The 13,513-nt window shown below is 67.8% G+C and carries 13 protein-coding genes; 10 read left to right on the top strand and 3 right to left on the bottom strand.

Annotation, left to right across the window (positions count from 1 at the left end):
• Positions 1-12: 12 nt before the first annotated feature.
• From ACF8O7_RS01140 to ACF8O7_RS01100, 9 genes are all read left to right on the top strand, one after another.
• Positions 13-720 carry a TetR/AcrR family transcriptional regulator gene (locus ACF8O7_RS01140; protein WP_126311308.1) on the top strand — a complete coding sequence of 236 codons (708 nt, stop codon included), beginning with the start codon at positions 13-15 and terminating at the stop codon, positions 718-720.
• 62 nt (positions 721-782) lie between these two features.
• Positions 783-2,588 (top strand): acyl-CoA dehydrogenase C-terminal domain-containing protein, encoded by a 1,806-nt coding sequence (locus ACF8O7_RS01135; protein WP_016446432.1) that lies wholly within the window; start codon positions 783-785, stop codon positions 2,586-2,588.
• 80 nt (positions 2,589-2,668) lie between these two features.
• On the top strand, positions 2,669-3,109 hold the full coding sequence (locus tag ACF8O7_RS01130; RefSeq protein ID WP_016446431.1) for a DUF2147 domain-containing protein: 441 nt from the start codon (positions 2,669-2,671) through the stop codon (positions 3,107-3,109).
• Between the two features lie 54 nt (positions 3,110-3,163).
• Entirely contained in the window at positions 3,164-5,566 is a 2,403-nt protein-coding gene (locus ACF8O7_RS01125; RefSeq protein WP_016446430.1) for a 3-hydroxyacyl-CoA dehydrogenase/enoyl-CoA hydratase family protein, read from the top strand.
• Positions 5,567-5,733: 167 nt separating this feature from the next.
• The gene (locus ACF8O7_RS01120; RefSeq protein ID WP_126311309.1) at positions 5,734-6,930 is read left to right on the top strand and encodes an acetyl-CoA C-acyltransferase; all 1,197 of its coding nucleotides are present in this window, start codon (positions 5,734-5,736) and stop codon (positions 6,928-6,930) included.
• 176 nt (positions 6,931-7,106) lie between these two features.
• Positions 7,107-8,009 (top strand): alpha/beta fold hydrolase, encoded by a 903-nt coding sequence (locus ACF8O7_RS01115; protein ID WP_016451807.1) that lies wholly within the window; start codon positions 7,107-7,109, stop codon positions 8,007-8,009.
• A gap of 37 nt (positions 8,010-8,046) precedes the next feature.
• On the top strand, positions 8,047-8,877 hold the full coding sequence (locus ACF8O7_RS01110; protein WP_126311310.1) for an acyl-CoA thioesterase II: 831 nt from the start codon (positions 8,047-8,049) through the stop codon (positions 8,875-8,877).
• 16 nt (positions 8,878-8,893) lie between these two features.
• On the top strand, positions 8,894-9,688 hold the full coding sequence (locus ACF8O7_RS01105) for an enoyl-CoA hydratase (protein ID WP_013804194.1): 795 nt from the start codon (positions 8,894-8,896) through the stop codon (positions 9,686-9,688).
• Entirely contained in the window at positions 9,682-10,173 is a 492-nt protein-coding gene (locus ACF8O7_RS01100) for a thioesterase family protein (protein WP_043819902.1), read from the top strand. Before ACF8O7_RS01105 ends, ACF8O7_RS01100 begins: the two co-directional genes overlap by 7 nt.
• A 40-nt stretch (positions 10,174-10,213) precedes the next feature.
• Here the strand turns inward: ACF8O7_RS01100 and ACF8O7_RS01095 are convergent, their stop codons facing one another.
• Together ACF8O7_RS01095 and ACF8O7_RS01090 are read right to left on the bottom strand one after the other, a co-directional pair.
• A complete protein-coding gene (locus ACF8O7_RS01095; RefSeq protein WP_126311311.1) occupies positions 10,214-11,593 on the bottom strand; it encodes an MATE family efflux transporter in 1,380 nt (459 codons plus the stop codon).
• Complete coding sequence (locus ACF8O7_RS01090; protein ID WP_043789930.1) at positions 11,590-12,057, bottom strand: MarR family winged helix-turn-helix transcriptional regulator; 468 nt, start codon at positions 12,055-12,057, stop codon at positions 11,590-11,592. Before ACF8O7_RS01090 ends, ACF8O7_RS01095 begins: the two co-directional genes overlap by 4 nt.
• 218 nt (positions 12,058-12,275) lie before the next feature.
• Between ACF8O7_RS01090 and ACF8O7_RS01085 the strand changes: the two genes are divergently transcribed.
• Complete coding sequence (locus tag ACF8O7_RS01085) at positions 12,276-12,941, top strand: polymer-forming cytoskeletal protein (protein WP_016446423.1); 666 nt, start codon at positions 12,276-12,278, stop codon at positions 12,939-12,941.
• Positions 12,942-13,012: 71 nt separating this feature from the next.
• On the opposite strand, the gene ACF8O7_RS01080 is transcribed toward ACF8O7_RS01085, so the two are convergent.
• Complete coding sequence (locus ACF8O7_RS01080; protein ID WP_012203278.1) at positions 13,013-13,489, bottom strand: acyl-CoA thioesterase; 477 nt, start codon at positions 13,487-13,489, stop codon at positions 13,013-13,015.
• Between the last annotated feature and the right edge of the window lie 24 nt (positions 13,490-13,513).

The raw sequence follows: 13,513 nt of genomic DNA, 5'->3' as shown, positions 1-13,513 counted from the left end.
CAAGAATTTCGCATGTCCAGCGTTTCCGCCCCACGCCGCGCCGCCCGCTCTCCGGCCAACTCCAATGCCGATCCCAAGGCCGGCTCTTCCGTGCACGAAGCGGCTGCTCCCGCGCCGCGCCGCGCGCTGCACAAGGGTCAGCAGACCAAGGCCACCATTGTGGAGGCTGCCCTCAACCTGGCCACGCACATTGGCCTTGAGGGCCTGTCTATCGGCGCTCTGGCCGAGCTGACGGGCATGAGCAAGTCGGGCGTGTTCGCGCATTTTGGCTCGCGCGAGGAGCTGCAGATTTCCGTGGTGCATGAATACCACGACCGTTTCGAGCAGGAAGTGTTCTTCCCGGCGCTTCAGGCGCCGCGCGGCGTGGCGCGTCTGCGCGCGCTGTTCGACAACTGGATGAAGCGCACGTCGATCGAGCTGGACTCGGGCTGCATCTATATCAGCGGCGCCGTGGAGTTCGATGACCGCACGGGGCCGGTGCGCGATGCGCTGACGGCCTCGGTCCAGACCTGGCACGCAGCCATGCGCCGCACCATCGTGCAGTGCCGCGAATGCGGCGACCTGCGTGCCGACCTGGACGAGAACCAGCTGCTGTTCGAGATCCACGGCCTGATCCTGGCCCTGCATTACGAGGCGCGCTTCCTGCGCAACGAAGGCTCCATGCAGCGCGCCATCGACGGCTTCGAGAGCATTCTGGTGCGCTACGCCAGCCCGACCTGATTTTTCAGTTTCACCGTTTTCACCGCATCCACTGCAAACCCCGCCAACACAGGAGAAGACAAATGCCCAGCTACAACCCGCCCCTGCGCGACATGCAATTCCTCATGCACGAGGTGTTCAAGGTCACGGATGACTACCGGCAGATGACGGCGCATGCCGAGGTCGATGCCGACACCATCAACGCCGTGCTGGAAGAGGCGGGCAAGTTCGCGGCCAATGTGACGTTTCCGCTGAACATCAGCGGCGATGCCGAGGGCTGCGTGCTGAACAAGGAAACCCACGAGGTCACCACGCCCAAGGGCTTCAAGGAGGCCTACCAGAAGTACGTGGAAGGCGGCTGGCCTTCGCTGTCCTGCGACACGGCCTATGGCGGCCAGGGCCTGCCCTTTGCGGTGAACTCGGCGCTGTACGAGATGCTCAACAGCGCCAACCAGGCCTGGACCATGTACCCCGGGCTGTCGCACGGCGCCTACGAGGCCCTGCATGTGCATGGCACGGAAGAGCAAAAGAAGCTGTACCTGCCCAAGCTGACCAGCGGCGAGTGGACTGGCACCATGTGCCTGACCGAGCCCCATTGCGGCACCGACCTGGGACTGCTGCGCACCAAGGCCGAGCCCGTGGCCGGCGCGCCCGAGGGCACCTACAAAATCACCGGCAACAAGATCTTCATCAGCGCTGGCGAGCACGACTTCACCGACAACATCGTCCACCTGGTGCTGGCCCGCCTGCCCGATGCGCCCCCGGGCTCCAAGGGCATCAGCCTGTTCGTGGTGCCCAAGTTCGTGGTCAAGGCCGATGGCTCGCTGGGCGAGCGCAACCCCATCTTCTGCGGTGCGCTGGAGCACAAGATGGGCATCCATGGCAATGCCACGGCTCAGATCAATATCGACGGCGCCATCGGCACCCTGGTGGGCCAGCCGAACAAGGGCCTGCAGGCCATGTTCGTGATGATGAATGCCGCCCGCCTGGGCGTGGGCAACCAGTCGCTGGGCCTGACCGAGGTGGCCTACCAGAACGCCCTGGCCTATGCCAAGGACCGCCTGCAGATGCGCAGCCTGTCGGGTACCAAGGCCAAGGACAAGCCGGCCGACCCCATCATCGTCCACCCCGACGTGCGCCGCATGCTGCTGACGGCCAAGGCCTATGCCGAAGGCGGCCGCGCGCTGGTGACCTACTGCGCCTTCCTGATCGACAAGGAGTTCAACCACCCCGACGAAAAGGTGCGCAAGGACAGCGCCGAGCTGGTGGCGCTGCTGACCCCCATCGTCAAGGCCTTCATCACCGACAACGGCTGGACGGCCACCACCATGAGCCAGCAGGTCTATGGCGGCCATGGCTTCATCACCGAATGGGGCATGGAGCAGTTCGTGCGCGATGCGCGCATCAACATGATCTATGAAGGCACGAACGGCATCCAGGCGCTGGACCTGCTGGGCCGCAAGGTGCTGGGCAACCAGGGCGCATCGCTCAAGAAGTTCGGCAAGCTGGTGGCGCAACTGGTGGAGGAAGAGGGCGTCAACGAGAAGATGGCCGAGTTCATCAATCCCATCGCCTACCTGGGCGACCAGATGACCAAGTTCACCACCGAGATCGGCTTCAAGGGCATGCAAAACCCCGACGAGGTGGGCGCCGCCTCTGTGGACTACCTGCGTGTGGCGGGCCACCTGGTGTTCGGCTACTTCTTCGCCCGCATGGCCCAGGTGGCGCTGCGTGAAATCGCCAAGGGCAACACCGACCCGTTCTACCAGGCCAAGCTGCAGACCGCGCGTTTCTACTTCGCCAAGCTGTTCCCCGAGACCGCGACGCTGATGCGCACGGCCCGCGCGGGCAGCAAGTCCCTGATGGATACGGACGCAGCGCTGGCCTGAACGGCTTCACTCCAACATGGGAGCACGGGCTGTGCGCATCAGCGTGGCCTGTGCGCCTTTCTAGGCGAAAGGGGTTTGAAATGAAGGCATATCAAGCACTGGCAGCAATGGTGCTGGGCCTCACGGCCGTCGCGGCGCAGGCGCAGATGACGCCCGTGGGCCTGTGGAAGAGCGTGGACGACAAGAGCGGCGAAGCCAAGTCTGAGATCCGCGTGGCCGAGAACGACGGCGTGGTTACGGGCCGCATCGAGCAGATCCTGCGCAAGGGCGCCGATCCGGCCGCCACCTGCACCGAGTGTTCTGACGACCGCAAGGGCCAGCCGCTCAAGGGGCTGGAGATCATCCGCGGCGCCAAGAAGGCCGAGGGCAAGGACGTCTGGGAAGGCGGCAAGATCCTCGACCCCGAAAACGGCAAGACCTACACCCTGCGCCTGACGCCCATCGAGGGCGGCGCCAAGCTCGAGGTGCGCGGCTCCATCGGCCCCTTTGGCCGCACCCAGACCTGGGTGCGCGTGCAGTAAACCATTCCGGAAGGCGGCCGCAGCGGCCACCTCCCTCCCACTTGTGGAACATCCATGTCCCGATTCAATGTGAAGAAAGTCGCCGTGCTCGGCGCTGGCGTGATGGGAGCGCAGATCGCGGCCCATCTGGTCAATGTCAAGGTGCCCGTGGTGCTGTTCGACCTGCCTGCCAAGGAAGGCCCGAAAAGCGGCATCGCCGAGCGCGCCATCGCCAACCTCAAGAAGCTCAAGCCTTCGCCCATCGGCGTGGCCGAGGACGCGGACCTGATCCAGCCCGCCAACTACGAGGAGCACCTCAAGCTGCTCAAGGGCTGCGACCTGATCATCGAGGCCATTGCCGAGCGCATGGACTGGAAGCTCGACCTGTACACCAAGATCGCGCCCCATGTGGCCAAGCACGCCATCGTGGCGTCCAACACCTCGGGCCTGTCCATCACCAAGCTGTCCGAGGCGCTGCCCGACGCGATCAAGCCGCGCTTTTGCGGCATCCACTTCTTCAACCCGCCGCGCTACATGCCGCTGGTGGAGCTGATCGCCACGCCGACCACGCAGCCCGTGGTGCTGGACCAGCTCGAAGCCTTCGTCACCAGCGGCCTGGGCAAGGGCGTGGTGCGCGCCAAGGACACGCCCAACTTCATCGCCAACCGCATCGGCATCGCCGGCATGCTGGCCACCATGAAGGAGGTCGAGAACTTCGGACTGACCTTCGACGTGGTCGATGACCTCACCGGCAAGAAGCTGGGCCGCGCATCCAGCGGTACCTTCCGCACGGCCGACGTGGTGGGCCTGGACACCATGGCCCATGTGATCAAGACGCTGCAGGACAACCTCAGCGCCGAGACCGATCCCTTCTACGCCAGCTTCGGCACGCCGCCCGTGCTGGCCAAGCTGATCGAGTTGGGCAACCTCGGCCAGAAGGCGAAGAAGGGCTTCTACAAGAAGGTCGGCCGCGACATCCTGCAGTTCGAGCTGGACAGCGAGGACTACGTGCCCGCAGGCGGCAAGGCCGACGAGGTCTATGGCCGCATGCTCAAGAAGCCCGCTGCCGAGCGCCTGAAGCTGCTGCGCAATGCCGAGGGGGCGCAGGGCCGCTTCCTGTGGGCCATCCTGCGCAACAGCTTCCACTACGCGGCCATCCACCTGGAGAGCATTGCGGAGTCCGCCCGCGACGTGGACCAGGCCATGCGCTGGGGCTTCGGCATGAAGCAGGGCCCGTTCGAGCTGTGGCAGGAAGCCGGCTGGCTGGAAGTGGCGAAGATGGTCCAGGAGGACATCGATGCCGGCAAGGCATTGAGCAAGGCACCTCTGCCCAAGTGGGTCTTCGAAGGCCCGGTGGCCGAGGCCGGCGGCGTGCACACGGCGCAGGGCTCGTGGAGCCCTGCCAAGGGCCAGTTCGTGCCCCGCCGCGTGCTGCCCGTCTACGAGCGCCAGATCTTCCCTGAGAGGCTGCTGGGCGAAGACAGCCTGCCCGACTGGAAGACGGCAGGTACCACGATCGCCGAATCCAAGGCGCTGCGCACCTGGACGCTGGACGGCCAGATCCTGATCGCCAGCATCAAGAACAAGATGCACGCCATCAGCCCCGAAGTCATGGAAGCGCTGATGGAGGCCGTGGACGTGGCCGAGACCGACTTCCAGGGCATGGTCATCTGGTCGGGCGATGCGCCGTTCAGCGTGGGCGCCGACCTGGAAGCCACCATGCCGGCCTTCGTGATCGGCGGCGCCGACGCCATCGAAAGCGTGGAGCAGGAGCTGCAAAACCTGATGCTGCGCATCCGCTACGCCCAGGTGCCCGTGGTTGCGGCCATCCATGGCATGGCGCTGGGCGGCGGCTGCGAGCTGGCTGTGTACAGCGCACGCCGCGTGGCGCATATGGAAAGCTACATCGGCCTGGTGGAAGTCGGCGTGGGCCTGGTGCCTGGCGCGGGCGGCCTGACCTACATCGCGCGCCGCGCGGCAGAGAACGCCGCCACCAGCACGGGCAAGGACCTGCTGCCCTTCCTGACCGAAGGCTTCACGGCCGCGGCCATGGCCAAGGTGGGCACCAGTGCCATCGAGTCGCGCAAGCTGGGCTACCTGCTGGACAGCGACCTCATCGTGCCGCACAAGGACGAGCTGCTCTTCGTCGCCATCAACGAGGCCAAGTCCATGGCCGCAGGCGGCTGGCGGGCGCCGCTGCCGCGCAGCTTCCCCGTGGCGGGACGCAGCGGCGTGGCCACCATCAAGGGCTCGCTGGTCAACATGCGTGACGGCGGCTTCATCAGCGAGTTCGACCAGCATGTGGCCAGCCTGATCGCCAACGTGGTCTGCGGCGGCGACGTGGATGCGGGCACCCTGGTGGACGAGGCCTATCTGATGAAGCTCGAACGCAAGGCGTTCTGCCACCTGATCGGCCATCCGAAGACACATGAACGCATTCTCGGAATGCTGAACACCGGCAAGCCCGTCCGGAATTGATATGTCCCCCCCTGAGTCGCTTCGCGCCTTCCCCCAGGGGGACGACAGCCTCGCGGCGGGGCGGCCCTTGCTTGCTGTCCCTGGTCTGGAGCACGCCAGTTGTCTGGGGCGCGCCCTTTTCGGGGGCTGCGGGGGTGATGAATAACTGAGATCGAGGAGCAATCTCCATGAAACAAATCCAAGACGCCTACATCGTCGCCGCCACGCGCACGCCCATCGGCAAGTCGCACAAGGGCTTTTTCCGCAACTACCGTCCCGACGACCTGCTGGCGACCACGCTGAAGGCCGCGCTGGCCCAGGTGCCGGGGCTGGACCCGGCTGCCATCGAGGACATCATCTGCGGCTGCGCCATCCCCGAGGCCCAGCAGGGCCTGAACGTGGCGCGCATCAGCGCCGTGCTGGCGGGCCTGCCCACCAGCGTGGGTGGCATCACCGTGAACCGCTTCTGCGCCTCGGGCCTGTCGGCCGTGGCCATGGCGGCGGACCGCATCCGCGTGGGCGAGGCCGACGTGATGATCGCGGCCGGCGTCGAGAGCATGAGCATGGTGCCCATGATGGGCAACGCGCCCTCGCTGTCGCCGTCCATCTTCGAGCGCGATGGCGACGTGGGCATTGCCTACGGCATGGGCCTGACGGCCGAGAAGGTGGCCCAGCAGTGGAAGGTCTCGCGCGATGCGCAGGACGCCTTTGCGCTGGAGTCGCACCGCCGTGCCCTGGCCGCGCAGCAGGCCGGCGAGTTCAAGGACGAGATCACGCCCATCGAGGTCGCCGACCGGGGCCTGGACCTGGCCAAGGGCGAACCCGTGGTGCGCACGCGCACCGTGGAGCTGGACGAGGGCGCGCGCCCCGACACCAGCCTGGAAGGCCTGGGCAAGCTGCGCACCGTGTTCGCGGCGCGCGGCTCGGTGACGGCCGGCAACAGCTCGCAGACCAGCGATGGCGCAGGCGCGCTGATCCTGGCCAGCGGCGCCGCCGTGCAGCGCTTCGGCCTCACGCCGCTGGCGCGCTTCGTGAGCTATGCCAGCAAGGGCGTGCCGCCGGCCATCATGGGCATCGGCCCCATCGAAGCCATCCCGGCCGCGCTGCGCTATGCGGGCCTCAAGCAGGACGACATCGACTGGTTCGAGCTCAACGAAGCCTTTGCCGCCCAGTCGCTGGCCGTGGTCAACACGCTGGGTCTGGACCCCGCCAAGGTCAACCCCATGGGCGGCGCGATTGCCCTGGGCCACCCGCTGGGTGCCACGGGCGCCATCCGCTCGGCCACCGTGGTGCATGCGCTGCGCCGCAAGCAATTGCGCTACGGCATGGTGACGATGTGCGTCGGAATGGGCCAGGGCGCCGCCGGCATCTTCGAGAGGATGTAGCACCCCCTGAGCGGCTTTGCCGCTTCCCCCGTTGCACGGCGCCTCTCTACTCGCTGCGCGAGGGAGGGGGACGACACCCTCGGTGCGGGGCGGCCCTTCCTTGGTGTCCCTGGCGTGGGGCCGCGCCGGTTTTTGACTTGGTGTCAGCACATTGCGGCACCGACCAGGAGACAGCCATGGAACAACACCAACTCAGCAGCGATGGCGCCACGCTGGCGCTGCGCGTCTACACGCCCGCTGGCCCGCCGCGCGCCAGCGTGGTCATCGGCGGGGCCATGGGGGTGCGCCAGGCCTTCTACGAGGCCTTTGCCACCTGGCTTGCGGGCCAGGGCTATCGGGTGACCAGCTTTGACTACCGGGGCCATGGCGATTCCCTGCAAGGCTCTTTGCGCCAGGTGCGTGCCGACCTGTGCGACTGGGCGCGCGACTACGAGGCGGTCATCGCCCATGCCAAGGCGCAGCTGCCGGACCAGCCGCTGTTCCTGATCGGCCACAGCCTGGGCGCCCAGCTGCCGGGCCTGCTGCGCTCCCCGCAGCTGGTGGACGGCCTTTTGAGCATTGCGGCCGGCAGCGGCTACTGGCGCGACAACGCGCCCCGCCTCAAGCGCATGGTTCCCTATTTCTGGCATGTGCTGGTGCCCGTGGCCACGCGCCTGTGCGGCTACTTTCCGGGCCGGCGCCTGCGCAAGGTGGGCGACCTGCCGGCCGGCGTCATGCTGCAGTGGCGCCGCTGGTGCCTGAATCCGCGCTACAGCGTGGGTGCCGAGGGCGAGGCCGCCGCGCGCAGTTACGCCGCCGTGCGCTTTCCGGTGATGGCGCTGTCCATGAGCGACGACGAACTCATGACCTGGCGCGGCACCGAGCACCTGTTCGCGCTCTACGCCAATGCCCCCAGCCGCATCGAGCGCATCGAACCCAAGGCCCTGCAGTTGCGGCGCATAGGGCATTTCGGCTTCTTCCGCGCCGATATGCGCGACGCGCTCTGGGGCCGGGCCGTGGACGTGTTCTCGGGCTGGACCAAGGCGCCGGCCGCCGCGGCCCACCCGCGCTTTCCCTCACCCGCAGAGTCGCCGGCTTGACGGACGCGGGCGCCGCTTGCCATCACACTCGTTTGCCATGAGCACAGACATCCATCCTCTCGACCAGGCCGTGGCGCTCACGCCCACCGGCGCCGTGGGCCACTACCAGGGCCAGACCACGCAGGACTACTGGAACATGGTGGGCCCGTACGGCGGCATCACCGCCGCCGCGCTGGTGCGGGCCATCCAGCAGCATCCGCTGTGCCTGGGCGATCCGCTGTCCATCACCGTCAACTACGCGGCCGCGCTGGGCGCGGGGCGCTTCGACATCGAGGCCCGCCCCGTTCGCACCAACCGCTCCACCCAGCACTGGCTGCTGACCATCACCCAGCCCGACCAGGATGGCGATGCCCAGGTCGTCACCACGGCCACGGCCGTCACGGCCGTGCGGCGCAGCACCTGGGGCGGCACCGACCTGGCCATGCCCGAGGTGCCGTCGCCCGCCGCCGTGCCGCGCGTGCCGCCGCTGGGCGGCGTGGAATGGCTCAACCGCTACGACATGCGCTTTCTCGAAGGCATCATTCCCCAGACCTGGGATGGCCGCGAGACCGACAGCCTCACGCGCCTGTGGGTGCGCGACGAGCCGCCGCGCGCACTGGATTTTTGCGCGCTGGCCGGCCTGGCTGACGTATTCTTCCCGCGCGTGTGGCTGCGCCGCGCACAGCGCACCCCGGCGGGCACGGTGTCCATCACCGTCTACTTCCATGCGGGGCGCGAGGAACTGGCCGCCGCAGGCACGGGCCACCTGCTGGCCCAGGCGCGCGGCCAGGAATTTCGCAACGGCTTCTTCGACCAGAGCGCCCAGCTGTGGAGCGAGGCCGGCGTGATGCTGGCGAGCAGCCACCAGATCGTGTATTTCAAGGAATAAGCAAGGCAAGACCATCATGAGCGAAACCACCCAGGACATCCTCGTGCACACCGAAGCCGGTGTCTGCACCATCACCTTCAACCGCGCCGACAAGAAGAACTCCATCACCGAGGCCATGTACGCCAGCATGGCCGATGCGCTGGCCCAGGCCGGCGAAGACGCCGCCGTGCGCTGCGTGGTCTTCCAGGGCGACATGGCCATCTTCAGCGCGGGCAACGACATTGCCGACTTCCTCAAGCAGTCGGCCGGCGGCGCCGCCAGGCCGGAGGGCGAGCAGCGCCCCGTCTGGCGCTTCCTGCACAACATCGCCGCCTTTCCCAAGCCCGTGATCGCCGCCGTCTGCGGCCCGGCCGTGGGCATCGGCACCACCTTGCTGCTGCACTGCGACCTGGTCTATGCGGGCGACAACGCGGCCTTCTCGCTGCCCTTCGTGAACCTGGGCCTGTGCCCCGAAGCGGCCTCCAGCCTGCTGCTGCCCCAGATGCTCGGCTACCACCGGGCGGCCGAGGCCCTGCTGCTGGGCGAGCCCTTCCTGGCCGAGGCCGCCCTGGAAGTGGGCCTGGTCAACCGCGTCGTGCCGCCCAGCGAATGCAATGCGCTGGCCCAGGCCCAGGCCAGGAAGCTGGCCGCCAAGCCGCTGTCGGCCCTGATCGAGACCAAGCGCCTCATGAAGGCCGGCCAGTCCGGCCTGGTGCGCGAGCGCATGGCCGAGGAGGGTGCGAGCTTCGGCAAGCTGATGGGCGGGCCTGCTGCCAAGGAGGCGTTCACCGCGTTCATGGAGAAGCGCAAGCCGGACTTCAGCCAGTGCTGAAATCCACGAAGGCCTCTGAGGCGCCCGTGCAGTTCGAGCCCGAGTTCATCGCCGGGCTGCGCGAGGTGTTCGAGCGCCAGATCGCCTTCAACCAGGTGCTGGGCCTGCGCATCACCGAAGTGCTGCCCGAGCGGGTTGAAGGCCGCATCACCATGCGGCCCGAGCTCATAGGCCACGCGGCCTACCAGCGCATCCACGGCGGCGTGATCAGCGCCGGCCTGGACTCCATGGGCGGCCTGGCCGTCATGGCGGCCATCGGCGCCAAGCACATGGACGACGCACCGCTGCAGCGCCTGCACCGCTTCTCGCGCCTGGGCACCATCGACCTGCGCGTGGACTACCTGCGCCCCGGCATCGGCAGCGAATTCATCCTGCGCGCCGAGGTGCTGCGGCTGGGTTCGCGCGTGGCCAACACGCGCATGGAATTCCTGGGGGCCGATGGCAGCTTGCTGTCCACGGGGACGGCGGCGTACATCGTTTCTTGAAGCATGGCCCGCTGACTGCGGGCCTTCTTTTTGCGTTTCTTCACCCCCAGCGCGCGCGCCACACAGCCCAGGCCGTGCCTGCGCCATAGGCGGCCATGGCCACGGCCACGAGGATGAACAGCGACTGGGCGCTGCCCAGGCCGCTGGACATGAGCCAGCCGCCGCCCACCACCACGATCAGCAGGCGCACCGTGCCGGCCAGCACGGGCGCCCAGACGCGGCCTGCGCCCAGGGACGCGAAGTACAGCACCAGTCCCAGGCCGAACAGCCCGAAGGCGGGGCCCACGGTGCGCAGGTAGAGGTCGGCGTAGGCGCGCACGGCCGGGTCGCCGGTGAAGATGCCCGACCACAGCTGCGGCCAGACCATGACCACCAGGCCCAGCACGCCCAGCAGGGCTGCGGCCATGGCGCCGCCCGACCAGGCCACGCGGCGCGCGCGCGCCACCTGGCCGGCGCCCATGGCCATGCCCACCATGGGCACGGCGGCCATGCCGACGCCGAAGGCCATGGGGATCAGCAGGAACTCCAGCCGCTGGCCAATGCCGTAGCCGGCCAGTGCCAGCGGGCCCAGGCGGGCGACCATGCCTGTCAGCAGCAGCGCGGCCAGCGCCGTTTGCACGGGGGACAGGCAGGCGAGGGCCCCCACGCGCAGGATGTCGCGGAACATGGGCCAGGCCAGGCGGGGCCTGCGCCAGTCCAGTTGCAGGCGCTGCTGGCCCCATTGCAGATAGGCCAGGAAGACTGCGACGGCCAGTGCCATGGCCACGATGTTGCCCACGGCCACGCCCGGCATGCCCCAGCGCGGCATGGGCCCCAGGCCCAGCCCCAGCGTGCCGCCCACCACGATCTGCACCAGCGAGGCCGCAAAGATCACGGCCGACGGCATGCGCATATTGCCCGTGCCCCGCACCACCGAGGCCAGCGTATTGCACAGCCACACCAGGATGGCGCCGCTGAACAGCACGGCGCCAAAGCCCGTGGCCGCTGCCAGCACCTCGCCGCGCCCGCCCAGCCAGCTGTAGAAGGTGGCGCCGCAGAGCACGAAGATGAGCGAGTACAGCAGGCCTGCGATGGTGCCGATCACGATGGCGTGCAGGGCCAGTGCCGAGGCACGCGCGCCGTCGCCCGCACCCAGCGCGCGGCTGATGGCCGAGGACACGCCGCTGCCCATGGCACCGTTGCTCATCATCTGCGTGAGCATGGCCAGCGGAAACACCAGGGCCATGGCCGCCAGCGACACGGTTCCCAGCTGCCCTACGTAGTAGGTCTCGGCCACGGCGACCAGCACCGACATGCTCAGCGCCACCATGTTGGGCACGGCCAGGCGCATCAGGGTGGAGGCGATGGGGCCACTGACCAACGGATGCGCGGACCCGCTGACCGCAGCGCCAGGGGCTGCGGAGGACAGGGCGGCGCTCATTCCGCGCTCTCCTGCGTGGCGGTTTCCAGCACGGGCAGCATGCCCAGCACCAGGCTTTCGAGCGCGCCGATCTGCTCGCTGCCGCACAGCTCGCGCACGCGCAGCTGGGCCTGGCGCCACAGGGCGGCAGCCTCGCGGATGCGGGCGCGGCCTTCGGGCGTGACCACCACGCAGCGGCTGCGCGCATCCGCGCCGGGAACCAGGTCGATGAAGCCGGCCTGCTGCAGCGTGCGCAGGTTGCGCGTCATCGTCGTGCGGTCGGTGTGCAACTGCTCGGCCAGGGCCGAGACCGTGGGCGGGCCGTCGGGCGCATTGCGCGCCTGCACCAGCAGGCTGAACTGCGTGCCGCGCAGGCCGCTGGGCGCGAGCGTGTCGTCATAGAGCTGGGAGATCTTGCGCGACAGGCTGCGCACCATGAAGCAGGTGCAGACCGGACTGGCGGCGCTTGAGGTGGAGGAGGTCATGGGGCGTGGGGCAGGTGGCCTGGAATGGGAATGAGTGTAGATGCACCTATTGATTTGCGCATGTCCGCTGCGCGACCTGCGCATGCGCGGTGTGTGATCGAGAAAGGCTTGCAAGCACATGAAACGGGAGAACCATCTGGTTACTTTTCTTGCGAGATGCCGGCATTTGTTGCCAGTTCGTGTGCGTAGCATCGGGTTTTTCCGAAGGAGACCCACCCATGGCTGTTCAGAACCCGTTCTTTGGCAAGCGCGACAACGATGCTTTCACCTCCCGCAACACCCTGGGCAGCGGCATAGGCGCCACCGGTACGGGCGGCAGCCCCTCCGGTGCCGTCACGCCCAGCTCCAGCGTGACAAGTCCGTCGACCGCCCAGCGCCAGGCATCGGCCGTGGCGCAGGACTCCCAGGGCAGCAAGCTCACCGTAGGCCCCAATATCAAGCTCAAGGGCGTGGAGATCACCGACTGCGACACGCTGGTCGTCGAAGGCACGGTGGAAGCCACCATGGACTCGCGCGTGATCCAGATCGCCGAGCAGGGTGCCTTCCATGGCACGGCCGAAATCGACATCGCCGAGATCCATGGCGTGTTCGACGGCACGCTGACCGTGCGCGAGAAGCTGGTCATCTACGGCACGGGCAAGGTCAGCGGCAAGATCCGCTACGGCAAGGTGGTGATCGAAGAGGGCGGCGAGCTCACGGGCCAGATCGAGGCCGGCTCCTCGCCGCGCTCGTCCTCGTCGGGTTCGGCTGTGGCATCCAGCGCCTCCAGCCTGTCTTCCTCGTCGGCCGCCTCCAGCGACAGCGCCGCCAGCAGCTCCGCTGCGCTGGCCGCGGCCAGCGCGGCCGCCTCGCTGCAGCCGCGCGTCACGCCCTCGCTGGCCTGAGCCACCCCTGCGCCGGAAATGAAAAAGCGACCTGCAAAGGTCGCTTTTTTCATGGCTGCAGATGGGCGGGTTCAGCCGGCCTGCTGCTGCTTGCGTTCTGCATTGCGCTCGGCCGCTGCGCGCCAGGAACGCACCTGGTCGTTGTCCGGCAGCGACTGGGGCTTGCCCTGGCCGTCGATGGCCACGTAGGTCAGCAGGGCCTCGGTCACCTTGACGAAGCGGCCCTGGTCGGCAAAGCGCTCGGCATAGACCTCGACATCGACCGTGACCGAGGTGCGGCCCACGCGCTGCACGCTGGAGTAGAACGACAGGATGTCGCCCACGCGCACGGGCTGCTTGAAGATGAACTCGTTCACGGCCACGGTGACCATGCGGCTCTGGCCCAGGCGCGAGGGCAGCACGGAACCTGCCAAGTCAACCTGCGCCATGACCCAGCCGCCGAAGATGTCGCCATTGGCGTTGACATCGGCAGGCATGGGAATGACCTTGAGAACCAGCTCCTTGTCTGCGGGCAAGGGATGGGGCGGGAGGTCTGGGCGGGGTGGCATGGGCACAATCGGGTCAATATAACA

The organism is Delftia sp. WSY_16, assembly GCF_043104415.1.
In the GTDB taxonomy this organism is placed as follows: domain Bacteria; phylum Pseudomonadota; class Gammaproteobacteria; order Burkholderiales; family Burkholderiaceae_C; genus Comamonas; species Comamonas tsuruhatensis.
This window is presented reverse-complemented; position numbering and strand designations above follow the sequence as displayed.

What these genes read in the sequence shown, in the direction of transcription:
- ACF8O7_RS01140 (WP_126311308.1), top strand. Translation starts at nt 13, where the DNA reads ATGTCCAGCGTTTCCGCCCCACGCCGCGCCGCCCGCTCTCCGGCCAAC.
- ACF8O7_RS01135 (WP_016446432.1), top strand. Translation starts at nt 783, where the DNA reads ATGCCCAGCTACAACCCGCCCCTGCGCGACATGCAATTCCTCATGCAC.
- ACF8O7_RS01130 (WP_016446431.1), top strand. Translation starts at nt 2,669, where the DNA reads ATGAAGGCATATCAAGCACTGGCAGCAATGGTGCTGGGCCTCACGGCC.
- ACF8O7_RS01125 (WP_016446430.1), top strand. Translation starts at nt 3,164, where the DNA reads ATGTCCCGATTCAATGTGAAGAAAGTCGCCGTGCTCGGCGCTGGCGTG.
- ACF8O7_RS01120 (WP_126311309.1), top strand. Translation starts at nt 5,734, where the DNA reads ATGAAACAAATCCAAGACGCCTACATCGTCGCCGCCACGCGCACGCCC.
- ACF8O7_RS01115 (WP_016451807.1), top strand. Translation starts at nt 7,107, where the DNA reads ATGGAACAACACCAACTCAGCAGCGATGGCGCCACGCTGGCGCTGCGC.
- ACF8O7_RS01110 (WP_126311310.1), top strand. Translation starts at nt 8,047, where the DNA reads ATGAGCACAGACATCCATCCTCTCGACCAGGCCGTGGCGCTCACGCCC.
- ACF8O7_RS01105 (WP_013804194.1), top strand. Translation starts at nt 8,894, where the DNA reads ATGAGCGAAACCACCCAGGACATCCTCGTGCACACCGAAGCCGGTGTC.
- ACF8O7_RS01095 (WP_126311311.1), bottom strand. Translation starts at nt 11,593, where the DNA reads ATGAGCGCCGCCCTGTCCTCCGCAGCCCCTGGCGCTGCGGTCAGCGGG.
- ACF8O7_RS01090 (WP_043789930.1), bottom strand. Translation starts at nt 12,057, where the DNA reads ATGACCTCCTCCACCTCAAGCGCCGCCAGTCCGGTCTGCACCTGCTTC.
- ACF8O7_RS01085 (WP_016446423.1), top strand. Translation starts at nt 12,276, where the DNA reads ATGGCTGTTCAGAACCCGTTCTTTGGCAAGCGCGACAACGATGCTTTC.
- ACF8O7_RS01080 (WP_012203278.1), bottom strand. Translation starts at nt 13,489, where the DNA reads ATGCCACCCCGCCCAGACCTCCCGCCCCATCCCTTGCCCGCAGACAAG.